The organism is Micromonospora sp. CNZ309 (genome assembly GCF_002846525.1).
Map to the genome: position 1 here is coordinate 5,710,320 of NZ_PJNG01000001.1, position 18,481 is coordinate 5,728,800.

General features: G+C 71.7%; 15 protein-coding genes. 14 read left to right on the top strand and 1 reads right to left on the bottom strand.

Annotated elements, in window-relative coordinates; all coding sequences use genetic code 11:
* Window positions 1–12: 12 nt before the first annotated feature.
* From CLT72_RS24405 to CLT72_RS24470, 14 genes are all read left to right on the top strand, one after another.
* Complete coding sequence (locus CLT72_RS24405) at window positions 13–690, top strand: NuoB/complex I 20 kDa subunit family protein (RefSeq protein WP_089002433.1); 678 nt, start codon at window positions 13–15, stop codon at window positions 688–690.
* Window positions 687–1,424: an NADH-quinone oxidoreductase subunit C gene (locus CLT72_RS24410; protein ID WP_101413765.1), complete on the top strand. Its 738-nt coding sequence runs from the start codon at window positions 687–689 to the stop codon at window positions 1,422–1,424. The genes CLT72_RS24405 and CLT72_RS24410 overlap by 4 nt, the downstream gene beginning before the upstream one ends.
* Window positions 1,421–2,746 carry an NADH-quinone oxidoreductase subunit D gene (locus CLT72_RS24415; RefSeq protein ID WP_101413766.1) on the top strand — a complete coding sequence of 442 codons (1,326 nt, stop codon included), beginning with the start codon at window positions 1,421–1,423 and terminating at the stop codon, window positions 2,744–2,746. The genes CLT72_RS24410 and CLT72_RS24415 overlap by 4 nt, the downstream gene beginning before the upstream one ends.
* A complete protein-coding gene (gene nuoE / locus CLT72_RS24420) occupies window positions 2,743–3,882 on the top strand; it encodes an NADH-quinone oxidoreductase subunit NuoE (protein ID WP_101413767.1) in 1,140 nt (379 codons plus the stop codon). Before CLT72_RS24415 ends, nuoE begins: the two co-directional genes overlap by 4 nt.
* Window positions 3,879–5,195, top strand: coding sequence for an NADH-quinone oxidoreductase subunit NuoF (nuoF, locus tag CLT72_RS24425; protein ID WP_101413768.1), 1,317 nt, complete (start codon window positions 3,879–3,881; stop codon window positions 5,193–5,195). Before nuoE ends, nuoF begins: the two co-directional genes overlap by 4 nt.
* A gap of 58 nt (window positions 5,196–5,253) precedes the next feature.
* Entirely contained in the window at window positions 5,254–7,761 is a 2,508-nt protein-coding gene (locus CLT72_RS24430) for an NADH-quinone oxidoreductase subunit G (protein WP_101413769.1), read from the top strand.
* Window positions 7,758–9,113, top strand: coding sequence for an NADH-quinone oxidoreductase subunit NuoH (gene nuoH, locus CLT72_RS24435; RefSeq protein WP_089002427.1), 1,356 nt, complete (start codon window positions 7,758–7,760; stop codon window positions 9,111–9,113). Before CLT72_RS24430 ends, nuoH begins: the two co-directional genes overlap by 4 nt.
* A gap of 1 nt (window position 9,114) precedes the next feature.
* Window positions 9,115–9,756 (top strand): NADH-quinone oxidoreductase subunit NuoI, encoded by a 642-nt coding sequence (nuoI, locus tag CLT72_RS24440; RefSeq protein ID WP_089002426.1) that lies wholly within the window; start codon window positions 9,115–9,117, stop codon window positions 9,754–9,756.
* Entirely contained in the window at window positions 9,753–10,523 is a 771-nt protein-coding gene (locus tag CLT72_RS24445) for an NADH-quinone oxidoreductase subunit J (protein WP_101413770.1), read from the top strand. The genes nuoI and CLT72_RS24445 overlap by 4 nt, the downstream gene beginning before the upstream one ends.
* Window positions 10,520–10,819 carry an NADH-quinone oxidoreductase subunit NuoK gene (gene nuoK, locus CLT72_RS24450; RefSeq protein WP_089002424.1) on the top strand — a complete coding sequence of 100 codons (300 nt, stop codon included), beginning with the start codon at window positions 10,520–10,522 and terminating at the stop codon, window positions 10,817–10,819. The genes CLT72_RS24445 and nuoK overlap by 4 nt, the downstream gene beginning before the upstream one ends.
* Before the next feature lie 11 nt (window positions 10,820–10,830).
* On the top strand, window positions 10,831–12,792 hold the full coding sequence (gene nuoL, locus CLT72_RS24455) for an NADH-quinone oxidoreductase subunit L (RefSeq protein ID WP_101413771.1): 1,962 nt from the start codon (window positions 10,831–10,833) through the stop codon (window positions 12,790–12,792).
* A gap of 64 nt (window positions 12,793–12,856) precedes the next feature.
* Window positions 12,857–14,392, top strand: coding sequence for an NADH-quinone oxidoreductase subunit M (locus tag CLT72_RS24460; protein WP_089002423.1), 1,536 nt, complete (start codon window positions 12,857–12,859; stop codon window positions 14,390–14,392).
* A gap of 52 nt (window positions 14,393–14,444) precedes the next feature.
* Window positions 14,445–15,998, top strand: coding sequence for an NADH-quinone oxidoreductase subunit NuoN (gene nuoN / locus CLT72_RS24465; RefSeq protein ID WP_101413772.1), 1,554 nt, complete (start codon window positions 14,445–14,447; stop codon window positions 15,996–15,998).
* A 90-nt stretch (window positions 15,999–16,088) separates the two neighbouring features.
* Window positions 16,089–17,174, top strand: a complete 1,086-nt coding sequence (locus CLT72_RS24470; RefSeq protein WP_089002421.1) for a polyprenyl synthetase family protein — start codon at window positions 16,089–16,091, stop codon at window positions 17,172–17,174.
* 117 nt (window positions 17,175–17,291) lie between these two features.
* Here the strand turns inward: CLT72_RS24470 and CLT72_RS24475 are convergent, their stop codons facing one another.
* Window positions 17,292–18,473 carry an MFS transporter gene (locus tag CLT72_RS24475; RefSeq protein WP_101413773.1) on the bottom strand — a complete coding sequence of 394 codons (1,182 nt, stop codon included), beginning with the start codon at window positions 18,471–18,473 and terminating at the stop codon, window positions 17,292–17,294.
* Window positions 18,474–18,481 lie beyond the last annotated feature (8 nt).

Sequence of the window (18,481 nt, forward strand, 5' to 3'; positions counted from 1 at the left end):
GAGGAACCTCAGATGGGTATCGAGGAGAAGCTCCCCGCCGGTGTCCTGCTCACCTCGGTGGAGAAGCTGGTCAACTGGTCGCGCAAGACGTCGGTCTGGGGTGCGACCTTCGGCCTGGCCTGCTGCGCGATCGAGATGATGGCCGCGGGTGGCCCGCACTACGACATGGGCCGCTGGGGCATGGAGGTCTTCCGGGCCTCGCCCCGGCAGGCCGACCTGATGATCGTGGCCGGCCGGGTCAGCCAGAAGATGGCCCCGGTGCTGCGCCAGATCTACGACCAGATGGCGGAGCCCCGCTGGGTCATCTCGATGGGCGTCTGCGCCAGCAGCGGCGGCATGTTCAACAACTACGCCATCGTGCAGGGCGTCGACCACATCGTCCCGGTCGACATGTACCTGCCCGGCTGCCCGCCCCGGCCCGAGATGCTCATCGACGCGGTCCTCAAGCTGCGCGAGAAGATCGGGCACGAGCCGCTCGGCCCGAACGGCCGCAAGATGCTCGAGGCACGCCAGGCCCGCGGCGACGTCCCGGTCGTCCCCTACGGCTCGATGCCGTCGTCGTACCGCAGCGACAAGGCCCGGCGGGCCGAGTGGACCAAGGCGGTCCGTGAGGGCCGCGAGGAGCAGCTGCGGATCGAGAACTGGATGAAGGCCCAGAACCACCTGCAGCACGGGGGTGTCCAGAAGTGACCGCGCCTCAGGACAGGAAAGACGACGGCGGCGTACCGGTGCCGGTCACGCCGGCCGGCGCCAGCAGCACGGCGCCCGCCGAGTACCCCCCGGCCAGCCCGGCCGGCCGGGGCATGTTCGGCAACCAGGGCTCCGGCGACGTGTCCGGCTTCGGCGGCCTCGTCCGCCAGCGCCGCACCATCGAGGACGCCCCCCGGCCGTACGGGGGCTACTTCGACGAGGTCCGCGACGCGCTGGAGGAGGCGTACCCGGACTTCGCCGACGCCCTCGAGAAGGTCGTGGTCGACCGGGGCGAGCTGACGTTGCACATCCGCCCCGAGCGGATCGCCGAGGTCTGCCAGGTGATGCGCGACGACATGGCGCTCCGCTTCGAGCTCTGCTCCTCGGTCTCCGGGGTCGACTACCTCGGCGCCGACGCCCGCCGCCTGCACGTCGTCTACCAGCTCACCTCGATGACCTACCGCCGCACGGTGCGGCTGGAGGCCGCGGTCTCCGTCGAGGACCCGCACCTGCCGAGCGTCACGTCGGTCTACCCGACGGCGGACTGGCAGGAGCGCGAGGCGTACGACATGTTCGGCATCGTCTTCGACGGTCACCCCAACCTGACCCGGATCCTCATGCCGGACGACTGGGAGGGGCACCCGCAGCGCAAGGACTACCCCCTCGGCGGCGTGCCCGTCGAGTACAAGGGCGCTGAGATCCCGCCGCCGGACCGGAGGAGGTCCTACCAGTGACCACGTCGAACTACGCCAGCGAGCGCGACACCACCGAGGGCAAGGTCTTCACCGTCACCGGTGGCGACTGGGACAGCGTCGTCTCGGGCACCGACCCGATCAACGACGAGCGCATCGTCGTCAACATGGGTCCGCAGCACCCGTCGACGCACGGCGTGCTCCGGCTGGTCCTGGAGCTGGAGGGGGAGACGGTCCGCGAGGCCCGCTCGGTCGTCGGCTACCTGCACACCGGCATCGAGAAGAACCTCGAATACCGCAACTGGGTCCAGGGCAGCACCTTCGTGACCCGGATGGACTACCTCGCCCCGATCTTCAACGAGACCGGGTACGCGCTCGCGGTGGAGAAGCTGCTCGGGATCTCCGAGCAGATCACCGAGCGGGCGAACACCATCCGGGTCCTCATGATGGAGCTGAACCGGATCTCCTCGCACCTGGTCTGGGTGGCTACCACGGCCATGGAGCTGGGCGCGATCAACATGATGCTCTACGGCTTCCGCGAGCGGGAGTACGTGCTGGAGATCTTCGAGATCATCACCGGCCTGCGGATGAACCACGCGTACGTCCGGCCGGGCGGCGTGGCGCAGGACGTGCCGGACGAGGCGATCGTCAAGATCCGTGAGTTCCTGAAGCTGATGCCGAAGCGGCTCAAGGAGTACGAGAACCTCCTCTCCGGGCAGCCCATCTGGCTCGAGCGGACGCAGAACGTCGCGGTGCTCGACGTGACGGGCTGCCTCGCGCTGGGCGTGACCGGCCCGGTGCTGCGCTCCGCCGGCCTCGCCTGGGACCTGCGCAAGACCATGCCGTACTGCGGCTACGAGACGTACGAGTTCGACGTGCCGACGCACACCGACGGCGACGTGTGGGGCCGCTACCTGGTCCGGCTCGCCGAGATCCGGGAGTCGCTCAAGCTCGTCGAGCAGGCGTTGGACCGGCTCCGGCCGGGCCCGGTGATGGTGGCCGACAAGAAGATCGCCTGGCCGGCGCAGCTCGCCATCGGCGTCGACGGCATGGGCAACTCGCTGGAGCACGTCGCGAAGATCATGGGTCAGTCGATGGAGTCGCTGATCCACCACTTCAAGCTCGTGACCGAGGGCTTCCGGGTGCCGCCGGGGCAGGTCTACGTCGGCATCGAGGCGCCCCGTGGCGAGCTGGGCGTGCACGCCGTCTCCGACGGTGGCACCCGGCCGTACCGGGTGCACTACCGGGAGCCGAGCTTCGTCAACCTCCAGGCCCTCCCGGCGATGGCCGAGGGCGGCCTGATCGCCGACGTGATCGCCGGCGGCGCCTCGCTGGACCCCGTGATGGGTGGTTGTGACCGATGAGTGTTTTCACTGACGAGACCCGCGAGCGGGCACGGGAGATCATCGCCCGCTACCCGGCCGACCGGTCCCGCTCGGCGCTGCTGCCGCTGCTGCACCTGGTGCAGGCCGAGGAGGGCTACGTCTCCCCGGCCGGCGTGGCGTTCTGCGCCGAGGTGCTGGGCCTCAACAAGGCCCAGGTCGGGGCGGTCGCGACCTTCTACACCATGTACAAGCGCCGGCCGACCGGCGACTACCTGGTGAGCGTCTGCACCAACACCATGTGCAACGTCCTCGGCGGCCAGGAGGTCTACGACACCCTCGCCGAGCACCTCGGCGTGGGGCACGACGAGACGACCGCCGACGGGAAGATCACCCTGGAGCACGCCGAGTGCCTGGCGGCGTGCGACTACGGGCCCGTGATGACCGTCAACTACGACTTCTTCGACGGGGTCGACCCGCAGTCCGCGCGCGGCGTCGTCGACGAGCTGCGCGCCGGCGGCCGGCCGATGCCGACGCGGGGCGCCCGGCTCTGCACCCTCAAGGAGATGGCGGTGCAGCTCGCCGGCTTCGCCGACGAGCGGGAGGGCGCGGTCGCCGACGGCGGGCCGGGCGAGCCCACCCTGCGGGGGCTGCGGCTGGCGCAGGAGCACGGCATCTCGGTGCCGGGCTTCGACCCGAACACCCCGATCCGCAGCAAGGCCGAGGCCGACAAGGCCGCCGCCGAGGCGAAGGCCCGCAGCGAGGCCGCGAAGCCGGCCCCTGAGCCGGCCAAGACCGTCCTGGGTGCGACCGGCAACGCGGGCGCCGGCGAGCCGGCGACCCCGGCGCAGGCGGCCGGCAGCACCACCCGCGACGTGAAGGCGCCGGACGCCAAGTCGCCCGAGGTGCGTACGGCCGAGACCCGGCAGCCCGACGCGGCGACCGCCGTGCCGGACGCCCCGGGCACCAAGGTCCCGGTGGACGGCGCCCCGCCGGCTCCCCGCGACGCGCGGGAGGCGGAGGCCGCCGGCGCGGCGGCCAACGCGCCGGCCGGCGACGGCAAGCCCGCCGGCGACGAGGCCGGGGCGCAGGAGCGCAACCTCAAGGAAGCCGAGGCGGGGACGAGCGCCGGTGGCGCGGGCTCCGCCGTCGCGAGCGAGACGGGGGTCCAGAAGTGACCACTCCCCGGCCGGAGACCCTGGCCAAGCTGACGCCGGTACTCACCAAGCGCTGGCTGTCGCCGGACGCCTGGCGCATCGGCACCTACGAGAAGCTCGACGGCTACGCGGCGCTGCGCAAGGCGCTCAAGGCGCACCCGGACGACCTGATCCAGCTGATCAAGGACTCCGGCCTGCGCGGTCGCGGCGGCGCCGGCTTCCCGACCGGTCTGAAGTGGGGGTTCATCCCGCAGGGCGACGGCAAGCCGCACTACCTCGTGGTCAACGCCGACGAGGGGGAGCCGGGCACCTGCAAGGACCTCCCGCTGATGACGCACGACCCGCACGCCCTCGTCGAGGGCGTGATCATCGCGTCGTACGCGATCCGGGCCAACCGCGCCTACATCTACATCCGGGGCGAGGCGGTGCACGCCGCGCGCCGGCTGCGCAACGCCGTGCGGGAGGCGACCGCCAAGGGCTACCTCGGCCGCAACATCCTCGGCTCCGGCTACGACCTGGAGCTGGTGGTGCATTCGGGCGCCGGGGCGTACATCTGCGGCGAGGAGACCGCGCTGCTGGACTCGCTGGAGGGCTTCCGGGGCCAGCCCCGGCTGCGCCCGCCGTTCCCGGCCACCCACGGCCTGTACGCGAGCCCGACGGTGGTCAACAACGTCGGCACCATCGCCAGCGTGCCCTACATCGTGCTGGGCGGCGCCGACTGGTGGAAGACGATGGGCACGGAGAAGTCGTCCGGCCCGATGATCTACTCGCTCTCCGGCCGGATCGCCAACCCCGGCCAGTACGAGTGCGGCATGGGCGTCACTCTGCGGGAACTGATCGAGCTGGCCGGCGGCATGCGGCCCGGCCACAACCTGAGGTTCTGGACGCCGGGCGGCTCGTCGACGCCGCTGCTCACCGCCGAGCACCTGGACGTGCCGCTCGACTTCGAGGGGGTGGCGGCGGCCGGCTCGATCCTCGGCACCACGGCCACCCAGATCTTCTCCGACCAGGACTGCCCGGTCTACGCGACCTACCGGTGGCTGGAGTTCTACCACCACGAGTCGTGCGGCAAGTGCACCCCGTGCCGCGAGGGCAACTACTGGATGGTCCGGGTCTACCGGCGGATCCTCGCCGGTCAGGGCACCCACGAGGACCTGGACACTTTGCTGGACACCTGCGACAACATCCTCGGCCGTTCGTTCTGCGGCCTCGGTGACGGCGCCACCAGCTCGGTGACCTCGTCGCTGAAGTACTTCAAGCAGGACTACCTCGACTACATCGAGGGACGTACCGCGCCGAAGCTGTCGGACAAGCAGCTAGTGGGAGCGCACTGATGCGAGCGCGAGGAGTGAGCGGAGCGAGCCCCGCAGTCGCGAGCGAAAGGCAAGCACTGTGACCGACGTAGCGAAGCAGACCGAGACCGTCACGCTCACCATCGACGGCGTCGAGGTCACCGCCCCCAAGGGGGCGCTGCTGATCCGGGTCGCCGAGCAGTTGGGCACCGAGATCCCCCGGTTCTGCGACCACCCGCTGCTGGCCCCGGCCGGCGCGTGCCGGCAGTGCCTGGTCGAGGTGGAGGGGCAGCGCAAGCCCGTCGCCTCCTGCACCCAGACCGTCGCCGACGGCATGGTGGTGCGTACCCAGCTCACCTCCCCGGTCGCCAAGAAGGCGCAGGAGGGGGTCATGGAGCTGCTGCTGCTCAACCACCCGCTCGACTGCCCGATGTGCGACAAGGGCGGCGAGTGCCCGCTGCAGAACCAGGCGATGTCCACCGGGCGCGCCGACTCGCGGTTCCACGAGCACAAGCGGGAGTACCCGAAGCCGCTGCCGATCAGCACGCAGGTGCTGCTCGACCGCGAGCGCTGCGTGCTCTGCCAGCGCTGCACCCGGTTCTCCGAGGAGATCGCCGGCGACAAGTTCATCGACCTGATGGGCCGGTCGTCCGCCGAGGAGATCAACATCTACCGGGACGAGGACTACGGCGTGGACGTGGGCTGCCCCGGCGCCGACGAGGCCGACTCCGGCGACGTGCCGTTCAACTCGTACTTCTCCGGCAACACGGTGCAGATCTGCCCGGTCGGCGCGCTGACCGGCACCCAGTACCGGTTCCGGGCCCGCCCGTTCGACCTGGTCTCCACCCCCAGCGTCTGCGAGCACTGCTCGGCCGGGTGCGCCCAGCGCACCGACTGGCGGCGGGGCAAGGTGCTGCGCCGGCTGGCCGGCGACGACCCGGCGGTGAACGAGGAGTGGAACTGCGACAAGGGGCGGTGGGGCTTCCAGTACGCCCGCGCCTTCGACCGGCTCACCACCCCGCTGGTCCGCGACCCGCAGACCGGTGAGCTGCGTGAGGCGGCGTGGAGCGAGGCGCTGACCGTCGCCGCCGAGGGCCTGCGCGCCGCGCGCGAAGGTGGGCGCGGCACGGCGGTGCTCACCGGCGGCCGGCTGACCGTCGAGGACGCCTACGCGTACGCGAAGTTCGCCCGGGTCGCGCTGAACACCAACGACATCGACTTCCGGGCCCGGCCGGTCTCCCGCGAGGAGACGGACTTCCTGGCCAGTTCGGTCGCCGGGGTCACCGACGTCACGTACGCCGACGTCGAGAAGGCGCCGGCGGTGGTGCTGGTCGGGCTGGAGCCGGAGGAGGAGTGCCCGATCCTCTTCCTGCGGCTGCGCAAGGCGTACCTGAAGAAGAAGCTGACGGTCTACGCGATCGCGCCGTTCGCCACCCGCGGCCTGGAGAAGCTCGGCGCCAAGCTGGCCCGGGTGGTGCCGGGCGAGGAGGCGACCGTGCTCGCCGAGCACGCCACCGTCGCCGAGGCGCTCGGCGCCGAGGGCGCGATCCTGATCGTCGGGGAGCGGCTGGCCAGCGTGCCGGGCGGCCTCTCCGCGGCGGCCGACGTGGCCCGGCGTACCGGTGCGAAGCTGGCCTGGGTGCCGCGGCGGGCGGGTGACCGCGGCGCGGTCGACGCGGGCTGCCTGCCCAACCTGCTGCCCGGTGGCCGCCTGGTCAACGAGCCGGCCGCGCGGGCCGAGCTGGGCGAGGCGTGGGACATCCCCGCCGGGGTGATCCCGAGCCAGGCCGGCCGCGACACCGACGGCATCCTCGCCGCCGCCGTCGGCGGTCAGCTTGGCGCACTGGTGGTGGCCGGGGTCGACCCGGCCGACCTGGCCGACCCGCGGCTGGCCGAGAAGGCCCTGGACGAGGTGCCGTTCCTGGTGAGCCTGGAGCTGCGGATGAGCGCGGTGGCCCGCCGGGCCGACGTCGTCCTCCCCGTGGCGCCGGTGGCCGAGAAGGCCGGCAGCTTCCTGGACTGGGAGGGCCGGCTGCGCACCTTCGAGGCGGTGCTGCACACCGCCGCGATGACCGACGGCCGCGTGCTGGACGCGCTCGCCGCGCAGCTCGACGTGCAGCTCGGCACCGGCGACGTGCTCAGCGTCCGCCGCGAGTTGGGCGCGCTGCCCCGCACCCGTACGGACCGCCCCGCCGCCCCGTCGGTGGAGCCGGCCACGGTGCGGGAGCCGGGGGCCGGTGAGGCGGTGCTCGCCACCTGGCACCAGTTGATCGACCTGGGCAGCCTGACCGACGGCGACGAGTACCTCGCCGGTACCGCCCGCCCGCCCGTGGTCCGGCTGGGCAAGGGCACCGCGGAGGCGCTCGGCGTCGCCGACGGCGACCCGGTGACGGTGGGCACCGACCGCGGGGCGCTGACCCTGCCGGCGGCGATCACCGAGATGCCGGACGGCGTCGTCTGGCTGCCGACCAACTCGCCCGGCTCGACCGTGCGACGCAGCCTCGGCGCGACGTCCGGAGCGCTCGTGCGGATCTCCGCCGCCGCGGTCGCCGCCGACGCGGCGGACCGTCCGGGCCCGCTCCTCAACGCAGGGGGTGTACAGCAGTGAACGCGGTCTACCTGGCCCAGGATCCGACGCTGGCCGACTTCGGCCGGGACCCCTGGTGGCTGGTTCTCGGCAAGATCGTCTTCGCGTTCGTCGTCGCCGTGCTGGCCACGCTGCTCGGCGTCTGGTTCGAGCGCCGGGTCGTGGGCCGCATGGCGGTGCGGCCCGGCCCCAACCAGGCCGGCCCGTTCGGCCTGCTGCAGACCCTCGCCGACGGCCTGAAGCTGGCCTTCAAGGAGGACATCCTCCCGAGGACCGCCGACAAGGTCGTCTACTTCTTCGCCCCGGTGATCTCGGTGGTCTGCGCGGTCACCGCGCTGTCCGTGATCCCGTTCGGGCCGATGGTCAGCATCTTCGGGCACCGGACGCCGTTGCAGGTCACCGACGTGTCGGTGGCGGTGCTGGTGGTGCTGGCCTTCTCCTCGCTGGCCGTGTACGGCATCGTGCTCGGCGGCTGGGCCAGCGGCTCGACGTACCCGCTGCTTGGTGGCCTGCGCTCCGCCGCCCAGTTGGTCTCGTACGAGGTCACGATGGGCCTGAGCGTCGTCGCGGTCTTCATGACCGCCGGCACCATGTCGACCAGCGGGATCGTCGCCGCCCAGGGCGACGGCACCCGGCTGAACATCGGGGGCTTCGAGCTTCCGGCACCCGGCTGGTACGCGATCCTGCTGCTCCCCAGCTTCATCATGTTCTTCATCGCCATCGTCGGTGAGACGAACCGGGCGCCGTTCGACCTGCCCGAGGCGGAGTCGGAGCTGGTGGCGGGCTTCCAGACGGAGTACAGCTCGCTGAAGTTCGCCCTCTTCATGCTCAGCGAGTACGTCGCGATGGTGACGATGTCCGCGTTCACCGTGACGCTCTTCCTCGGCGGCTGGCACGCGCCGTGGCCGATCACCGCCTTCTGGGCGGGGGCCAACTCCGGCTGGTGGCCGATGCTGTGGTTCTTCGGCAAGGTCGTCATGCTGGTGTTCGTCTTCGTCTGGCTGCGGGGCACCCTGCCCCGGCTGCGCTACGACCAGTTCATGCGCTTCGGCTGGAAGGTCCTGCTCCCGATCAACCTGGTCTGGATCATGGTCCTGGCCGGCCTGCGCTCGATAGAGGACTGGGACTCGCGCGGCAAGCTGATCGCCGTCGGCATCCCCGCCGGCATCCTGCTGCTCGCCACGCTGCTCTGGCCGAGCCGCAAGCCGCAGCCGAAGCCGACGGTCCAGGAGCAGGTCAACGACCGGCCGCACGGCAGCTTCCCGCTGCCCCCGATGGACCTGCAGGTACCACCGAGCCCGCGCACGAGGCGCGTGGTCGCCGAGCGGGAACCGGCCAACATCGCCGCCGGCCCGGACTCCAGGGAGGTGTGACGTGGGCGCGATCACCGGAACGTTCAAGGGCTTCGGTGTCACCTTCTCGCACATGTTCAAGAAGGTCATCACCACCGACTACCCGTTCAAGCCGCCGGTGTCGGCGCCGCGCTACCACGGGCGGCACATCCTCAACCGGCACCCGGACGGGCTGGAGAAGTGCATCGGCTGCGAGCTGTGCGCCTGGGCCTGCCCGGCCGACGCGATCTACGTCGAGGGCGGCGACAACACCGACGAGCAGCGCTTCTCGCCGGGTGAGCGGTACGCCAGCATCTACCAGATCAACTACGCCCGCTGCATCTTCTGCGGGCTCTGCATCGAGGCCTGCCCGACCCGTTCGCTCACCATGAGCAACGAGTACGAGCTGGCCCGGGACAACCGGCAGGATCTGATCTTCACGAAGGAGCAGCTGCTCGCGCCGCTGCTGCCGGGCATGGAGCAGCCGCCGCACCCGATGCGGCTGGGCGACAGCGAGAAGGACTACTACGTCGGCGCGCTGACCAACCCGGGCACCTCGGCCGGGGCGGAGCACTCGGCCAACAACCCGGGCCGGTACCAGGTGGAGGAACACCCCGGGGTGACCTTCCCCGGCGCCGAGCAGCACGCCCAGCGGGCGGCGGCGGCCAAGGGAGACGGAGCATGACCACGCAGACGGTGCTCGCCGCGGCGGGCGGGGTCTCCGGTGGGGAGCAGGTGACCTTCTGGATCCTGGCCCCGCTGGCGCTGATCGGCGCGATCGGCATGGTCGCGGCGCGAAACGCGGTGCACTCGGCCCTGTGGCTGGTGCTGACGATGCTCTGCCTGGGCGTGTTCTACGTGCTCCAGGCCGGGCCGTTCATCGGCATGGTGCAGATCATCGTCTACACCGGCGCCATCATGATGCTGTTCCTCTTCGTGCTGATGCTGGTCGGCCGCGACGCCTCGGACTCGTTGATCGAGACGCTGCGGGGCCAGCGGGTGGCGGCGGTGGTGCTCGGGCTCGGCTTCGCCGGCCTGGCCGGCGGCGGGCTGTGGCGCGCGCTGGAGGGGACCACGGCGGTGGGCCTGGAGCAGGCCAACGCCGAGGGCAACGTGCAGGGCATCGCCCGGCTGCTCTTCACCAAGTACGTCTTCGCCTTCGAGCTGACCTCGGCGCTGCTCATCACGGCCGCGGTCGGCGCGATGGTGCTGGCTCACATCGAGCGGCGCAAGGAAGACAAGCTGGACCAGCCGAAGACGATGCGGGCGCGCTTCGCCCCGGGCAACTACCCGGGCCCGAAGCCCGGCCCGGGTGTCTACGCGACCTCCTCCTCCGTGGCCACCCCGGCCCGCCTGCCGGACGGCCGGCTGACCGATCGGAGCACCCCGGACATCCTGCCGGTGCGCGAGCTGACCGCCCAGGAGACCACCCTGAAGGGGACGGACAAGTGACCCCCGACTACTACCTGGTGCTGGCCGCGGTGCTGTTCACCATCGGCGCGGTCGGCGTGCTCATCCGGCGCAACGCGATCGTGCTGTTCATGTGCGTCGAGCTGATGCTCAACGCGGCCAACCTGACCCTGGTCACCTTCAGCCGGATCAACGGTGACCTCAACGGACAGATCATGGCGTTCTTCGTGATGGTGGTGGCGGCGGCCGAGGTCGTGGTCGGGCTCGCGATCATCATGGCGATCTTCCGGACCCGGCGCTCCGCGAGCGTCGACGACGCCAACCTGCTGAAGTACTGAGGGGTCCTGCGGTGGGAACGATTCTGACGAACGCCCCGGCTGAGCCGGCGGGCACCGTCGCCTACGCGACGGCGGACGGGCTGCTGGGCAGCGTCTGGCTGCTGGTGGCGATCCCGCTGGTCAGCGCGGTGGTCCTGCTGCTGCTCGGCCGCCGGGCGGACCGCTGGGGGCACTGGCTCGGGGTGGCCGCCATCGGCGCCGCGTTCGTGCTGGGCCTGACCTACTTCCTCCAGCTCCGTGGGCTGGAGAACAAGTCGGTCGAGCTGAGCCTGTGGGACTTCATCACGGTCGGCGACCTGCGGGTGGACTTCGGTCTGCTCTTCGACCCGCTGGCCGCCGTCTTCGTGCTGCTGATCACCGGGGTGGGCTTCCTGATCCACCTCTACGCGGTCGAGTACATGTCGCACGACGCGGGGCGTAGGCGCTTCTTCGCCTACTTCAACCTGTTCGTCGCCGCCATGCTGCTGCTGGTGCTCGGCAACAACTACGTGATGCTCTACTTCGGCTGGGAGGGCGTCGGTCTGGCGTCGTACCTGCTGATCTCCTTCTGGTACGAGCGGCCCAGCGCCGCCACCGCCGGCAAGAAGGCGTTCCTGATGAACCGGGTCGGCGACGCCGGCCTGGCGATCGGCATCTTCATCATGTTCGCCACCCTCGGCACCACCCAGTACGACGAGGTCTTCAACGGGGTCGGCTCGCTGACCGCGACCACGGTGCTGGTGCTCGGCCTGCTGCTGCTGCTCGGCGCGACCGGCAAGTCCGGCCAGTTCCCGCTCCAGGCGTGGCTGCCGGACGCGATGGAGGGCCCGACCCCGGTGTCGGCGCTCATCCACGCCGCCACCATGGTCACCGCCGGCGTGTACCTGATCGCCCGGTCGAACCCGATCTTCTCGGCCAACTCCACCCTCCAGCTCGTCGTGGTGAGCGTCGGCGCGCTGACGCTGCTGATCGGCTGCGTCATCGGCGCGGCCAAGGACGACATCAAGCGGGTGCTGGCCTGGTCGACGGTGAGCCAGATCGGCTACATGTTCCTCGGCGTCGGCCTGGGTGGAGGCGCCTACGCGCTGGCCATCATCCACCTGCTGGCGCACGGCTTCTTCAAGGCCAACATGTTCCTCGGCGCCGGCTCGGTCATGCACGGCATGAAGGACCAGGTCGACATCCGCCGGTTCGGCGGCCTCTCGAAGCACATGAAGATCACCTGGCTGACCTTCGCGGCCGGCTGGCTGGCGATCATCGGCATCCCGCCGCTCTCCGGCTACTTCTCGAAGGAGCCGATCATCGCGAGCGCCTTCGAGCGGGAGGGCTGGACTGCCTGGCTCTTCGGCGGCGCGGCGCTGCTTGGTGCCGGACTGACCGCCTTCTACATGACCCGGCTCTTCGTGCTCACCTTCCACGGGCCGAAGCGCTGGACGGAGGACATCCAGCACCCGCACGAGTCGCCGAAGCTGATGACGATCCCGCTCATCCTCCTGGCGATCGGGTCTGTGGTGGCCGGTGGACTGATGGCCTGGAACGACGGAGTCGCCTCCTGGTTGACGCCCGTGCTCGGGGAGGTGCCCGGCGGCGAGGCGCACGGCGTCCTCTCCCACACGGTGATCACGATCCTGTCGATCCTGATCACCATCCTCGGCGCGGGTCTGGCCTGGTTCCTCTTCCGCAACGGCACGGCCACCGCGCCGCAGCCGGCCGGCGTGCTGGTCACCGCCGCGCGGAAGAACCTCTACACCGACGCGTTCAACGAGGCGGTCTTCGAGAAGCCGGGCATCTTCCTCACCCGGGCGCTGGTCTTCCTGGACAACCGGGGCGTCGACGGGCTGGTCAACGGTCTGGCGGCGGGCATCGGGGGTGGCTCGGGCCGGCTCCGGCGGCTCCAGACGGGCTTCGTCCGGTCGTACGCCACCTCGATCCTGACCGGCGCGCTGCTGGTCCTGGCGGCGTTCCTGGCCGTCGAGGCGGGGTGGCTGACGTGATCGACCACTTCCAGGCGGCCGTCACCGGCGGACCGCGCAGTGACGACGGAGGTAAGGCCGCATAATGTCCGACTTCCCGTTCCTCTCGGTGCTCACCGTGGCACCGCTGGTCGGCGCCCTGGTGGTGGCCTTCCTGCCGCGCAGCCGGCCGGAGCTGGCCAAGCAGGTGGCGCTCGGCTGGTCGCTGCTGGTGCTGGCGCTGTCGGTGGTCATGTGGGTGACCTTCAAGGTCGGCGGTGACCGCTTCCAGTTCCGCGAGTCCTACGCGTGGATCCCGAACTGGGGCGTCAACTTCACCTTCGCCGCCGACGGCATCGCGCTGGTGATGCTGATGCTGATCGCGGTGCTCGTACCGCTGGTGATCCTGGCGTCGTGGCACGACGCCGAGTCGTCCAAGCGGTCGGTGCCGGTCTACTTCGCCCTGCTGCTCGTCCTCGAGTGCACGATGATCGGCGTCTTCGCCGCCGCCGACGTCTTCCTGTTCTACGTGTTCTTCGAGGTCATGCTGGTGCCGATGTACTTCCTGATCGGCAGCTACGGCGGTCACCAGCGGCAGTACGCGGCGGTGAAGTTCTTCCTCTACTCGCTGGTCGGCGGCCTGTTCATGCTCGCCGCGGTGATCGGCCTCTGGGTCGTCGGCGGGAAGACCTTCGACTGGCAGGCGCTGTCCCAGGTGGACATCTCCACCGGCACGGAGCGCTGGCTGTTCCTCGGCTTCTTCCTCGCCTTCGCGATCAAGGCGCCGTTCTTCCCGTTCCACACCTGGCTGCCGGACGCCGGTGGCGCGGCCCCGGCGGGGGCGGCGGCGCTGCTCGTCGGCGTGCTCGACAAGGTCGGCACGTTCGGCATCCTGCGCTACTGCCTGCCGCTGTTCCCGGACGCGGCCAAGTGGTTCGCCCCGTGGGCGCTGGCGCTGGGCGTGATCGGCATCATCTACGCCGCGCTGCTGGCGGTCGGCCAGAACGACCTCAAGCGGCTGGTGTCGTACACCTCGATCGCGCACTTCGGCTTCATCGGGGTCGGCATCTTCGCCTTCACCACCCAGGCCGGCACCGGCGCGGTGCTCTACATGGTCAACCACGGCCTGGCCACGGGCCTGCTCTTCCTGGTGGTGGGCATGCTCATCGCCCGGCGGGGCTCGGCGCTGATCAGTGACTTCGGCGGCGCCGGCAAGCTGGTGCCGCTCCTGGCCGGGGTGCTCTTCTTCGCCGGCCTGGCGTCGCTCGCGCTGCCCGGCACCGCGCCGTTCGTCTCCGAGTTCCTGGTGCTGATCGGCACGTTCACGGTGAACAAGCCGGTCGCGGTGATCGCGACGCTCGGCATCATCCTGGCCGCCGCGTACGTGCTGTGGATGGTGCAGCGCACCACCCAGGGCACGCTCAACCCGGCGCTGACCCAGATCGACGGCATGAAGCGCGACCTGAACCTTCGCGAGAAGGTCGTGGTCGCCCCGCTGATCGCGCTGATCGTGCTGCTCGGCTTCTACCCGAAGCCGGTCACCGACGTGATCAACCCGGCCGTGCAGGCGACCATGCAGGACGTCGGCCGGACCGACCCCGCCCCGACCTCGGGCGGCACCGTCCAGGAGGCGGCAAAGTGAGCGCGAGGAGTGAGCTTGCGAGCCCCGCAGTCGCGAACGAAAGGTTTGCGCAGTGACTGAGCTGAAACTGCCGTCGATCGACTACGCGGCGCTCGCTCCGACCCTGATCATGCTGGGCGCCGCGCTGCTGGGCGTGCTGGTCGAGGCGTTCGTGCCCCGCCGGCTCCGGCACGTGGTCCAGCTGACGCTGGCCCTGCTGGCGGTGCTCGCCGCGCTGACTATGGTGGTGCTCGCGGCCGACGAGCGGAAGATCACCATCGGCGGGGCGATCGCCGTGGACGGGCCGACGCTCTTCCTCCAGGGCGCGATCCTGGTCCTCGCCGCGATGGCGCTGCTGCTCATCGGCGAGCGCTCGGTGGAGCGGGGCGGGGCGTTCGTCGCCCAGGCCGCGGTCACCGCCGAGTCGGCCGACGACCGGCGGCAGGCCGAGGGCAAGAACGGCCTCACCGAGGTCTACCCGCTGACCACGTTCGCGATCGGCGGCATGCTGATCTTCGTGGCGGCGAACGACCTGCTGACCATGTTCATCGCGCTCGAGGTCTTCTCGCTGCCGCTGTACCTGCTCTGCGCCCTGGCCCGCCGCCGGCGGCTGCTGAGCCAGGAGGCCGCGCTGAAGTACTTCATGCTCGGCGCGTACGCCTCGGCCTTCTTCCTGTTCGGCGTGGCCCTGATCTACGGCTTCACGGCGGGCACCCCGGGCCGGCAGGCGGGTGTCGACTTCGCCACCATCGACGCCGCCGTCACGGACTCGCCGGCCAGCCCGGTGCTGCTCTTCGCCGGCATGGCGCTGCTCGCCATCGGCCTGCTCTTCAAGGCCGCCGCCGCCCCCTTCCACGTCTGGACGCCGGACGTCTACCAGGGCGCGCCGACCCCGGTCACCGGCCTCATGGCCGCCTGCACCAAGGTCGCCGCGTTCGGCGCCCTGCTGCGGGTGTTCCACGTCGCCTTCGACGGCGCCCGGTGGGACTTCACCCCGGTCCTCGGCGCGGTGGCGGTGCTGACCATGCTGGTCGGCGCGGTGCTGGCGGTCACCCAGACCGACATCAAGCGGCTGCTGGCGTACTCCTCGATCGCCAACGCCGGCTACCTGCTGGTCGGCGTGCTGGCGCCGGGGGCCGACGGCATCTCCGGGACGATGTTCTACCTGGTGGCGTACGGCTTCTCGGTGCTCGCCGCGTTCGCCGTGGTGACCCTGGTGCGCGACGCCGACGGGGAGGCCACCCACCTGTCCCGCTGGGCCGGGCTGGGCCGGCGCTCGCCGTTCTACGCCGGCATCTTCACCTTCATCCTGCTGGCCTTCGCCGGCATCCCGCTGACCAGCGGCTTCACGAGCAAGTTCGCGGTCTTCGGCCCGGCGCTCGACGGCGGGCAGGCGTGGCTGGTGATCGCCGGCGTGCTGACCAGCATGGTGCTGGCGTTCCCGTACCTGCGGGTCGTGGTGATGATGTGGCTCTCCGAGCCCGGCGAGTCGACGCCGACCGTCGCCGTGCCCGGCGGGCTGACCTCGGCCGCGCTGATGATCGGCGTGCTCGCCACGCTGGTGCTCGGTGTGGCGCCCGCGCCGCTGCTCGATCTGGCCAGCGGCGCCGCCGAATTTGTCAGATGACCGACGCTGACGCCCGCGGGGGCCGGTACGCCACGGCGTGCCGGCCCCCGCGCCGTATCCCCCGTCCCGGGCAGGTCGGAGGGGTGTGGCATGGTTGATGGCGTGGTGAATCCGGCTGGCGAACGTTCAGGTGCCCCCGGGTCCGGCGGCCGTCGGACCCGGGTGAGCACGAGTCAGTTCGGCGCGCTCGGCCTCTATCTCGCCGACCCCCGCGTCGAGGCGTCCGTGCTGGGCCTGCTGGAGGGCGTCGAGACGGAGCTGCGCGCGAGCGTGGCCAGCGCCGACCCGTTCGTGACGGAGGCCGCCCGGCACCTCGTGGAGGCCGGCGGCAAGCGGTTCCGGCCGCTGCTGGTCGCGCTGGGCGCGCAGTTCGGCGACCCGACCAACGCGCAGGTCGTGCCGGCCGCCGTGGTGATGGAGCTCACCCACCTGGCGACGCTCTACCACGACGACGTGATGGACGAGGCCGACGTGCGCCGGGGGGCGCCGAGCGCCAACTCCCGGTGGACCAACTCGGTCGCCATCCTCGTCGGCGACTACCTCTTCGCCCGCGCCGCCGACATCGCCGCCGACCTGGGCATCGAGGCCGTACGCCTCCAGGCGCGCACCTTCGCCCGCCTGGTGCACGGCCAGATCGCCGAGACCGTCGGCCCCCGCCCCGGCGACGACCCGGTGGCCCACTACCTCGACGTGATCGCCGGCAAGACCGGCTCGCTGATCGCCACCTCGGCCCGCTTCGGCGGCATGTTCGGCGGTGCCGCCCCCGAGCACACCGAGGCGCTGGCCGGCTACGGCGAGACGATCGGCGTGGCCTTCCAGCTCTCCGACGACCTGCTCGACATCGCCTCGGAGTCGGTGGAGTCGGGCAAGACGCCCGGCACCGACCTGCGCGAGGGCGTGCCGACCCTGCCGGTGCTCTACGCGCTCGCCTCGGACGACGCCGACGCCGCGTCCGTGCGGCTGCGGGAGATCCTGGCGACGGGCCCGCTGACCGACGACGCCCTGCACGCCGAGGCGCTCGGCCTGCTGCGTGAGAGCCCGGCGCTGAAGCGGGCCCGGGAGACGGTCCGCAGCTACGCCGAGGAGGCCCGGGAGCAGCTCTCGCCGCTCCCGCAGGGCCCGGCCCGCCGCGCCCTCGAATCGCTCTGCGACTACATCGCCGACCGCACCAGCTGACGCGCCGGTCGAGCGGGCAGACCGGGGTCCAGCCGCGCGTGGTGGGGTGCAGTTCGGCTCGCGCCGCCGGCTGACGGCGGGCGAGCATGTGGTGGGCGGTTCGGCCCGACCCGGCCGCTAGCGACGGGCGAGCATCCGGCTGCCGGTGAGCATCAGGGCGGCGGCCAGCAGCATCGAGGCGGCGGCCACGAGCCACATCGTCGGGTAGCCGGCGTGGGCGGCCACGGCACCCAGGCCGAGCGGGCCGAGGCAGCCGCCCGCGTACACCCCGGTCTGGGTGACCGAGGTGGCGGCGGCCGGGGCCCGCGGGTGCAGCCGGACCACCGCGAAGGTCATCAGGCCCGGCCACGCCCAGCCCAGGCCGAAGCCGAGCAGCACGCCGGCCACCAGCGGCACGGGCCCGGCCACGGCCAGCAGGCCCAGCCCGGCCGCGCCGACCACGAGCATGCCGGCGATGAGGGCGACGTGCCCGGTGGCGCGGCGGTCCGCGAGCCAGCCGACGGTGACCCGGGCCCCGACGCAGACCGCGCTGCCCAGGGTGAGGGTCAGCCCGGCCAGCCCGGGGGACAGCCCCCGGCCGGCGGCGGAGTCGACGACGAAGGTGCCGAGCGCGTTCGCGGCGGCGGCGGCGAAGGTCCCGGCGGCCCCCACGACCACCAGGGCCGCGGTGGCGCGCCCGGCGCGGGCGGGGGCGGCCGTCCGCGCCGGGCGGGGCTCCCGCGCGGGTACGGTCGGCAGCGCGGCCAGGGCCGCGCCGGCGGCCGCCACGAACGCCCAGCGCCAGCCGGCCGTCAGCGCCACGGTCGGCACCGCCGCCCCGGCCAGCAGGGTGGCGACGGGGATGGCGGCCTGCTTCACCCCGAACGACAGGCCCTGCCGGCAGGGTGGCACGTGCCGGGCGAGGGTGGCGTTGCTGGCGAGCTGGCCGAGGGCGTTGGCGGTGCCGGCGAGCGCGAGCAGCCCGAGCAGGACGGCGTACGAGCGGGCCAACCCCGCCACGGCCAGCAGGCAGGCGGCGGAGAGCAGGATGCCGGCACGGGCCACCACGGTCGGCCCGTACCGCTCGGCGAGGACGCCGGAGGGCACGGAGGCCAGCGCGCCGACGCCGAAGTAGACCGACACGGCCAGGCCCAGGCCGGCCGGGGAGAATCCGAGGTCCTCGCCCATCTGCACGGCGAGGCCGCCGAGCAGGAAGACCGGCAGGACGCAGGCGATGGTGACGGCCACGGCCCCGGTCACGGCCCGGGCGGGCCGGGGCGGCGCGAGGCCCGGGGGTGGCTGCAACGCGGTGTCGGTCATGGTCCGGC

Bases quoted from the DNA above. Each gene is read 5' to 3' on its own strand.
- CLT72_RS24405 (WP_089002433.1), top strand. From the start codon at position 13: ATGGGTATCGAGGAGAAGCTCCCCGCCGGTGTCCTGCTCACCTCGGTG.
- nuoE (WP_101413767.1), top strand. From the start codon at position 2,743: ATGAGTGTTTTCACTGACGAGACCCGCGAGCGGGCACGGGAGATCATC.
- CLT72_RS24445 (WP_101413770.1), top strand. From the start codon at position 9,753: ATGACCACGCAGACGGTGCTCGCCGCGGCGGGCGGGGTCTCCGGTGGG.
- CLT72_RS24460 (WP_089002423.1), top strand. From the start codon at position 12,857: ATGTCCGACTTCCCGTTCCTCTCGGTGCTCACCGTGGCACCGCTGGTC.
- CLT72_RS24470 (WP_089002421.1), top strand. From the start codon at position 16,089: ATGGTTGATGGCGTGGTGAATCCGGCTGGCGAACGTTCAGGTGCCCCC.
- CLT72_RS24475 (WP_101413773.1), bottom strand. From the start codon at position 18,473: ATGACCGACACCGCGTTGCAGCCACCCCCGGGCCTCGCGCCGCCCCGG.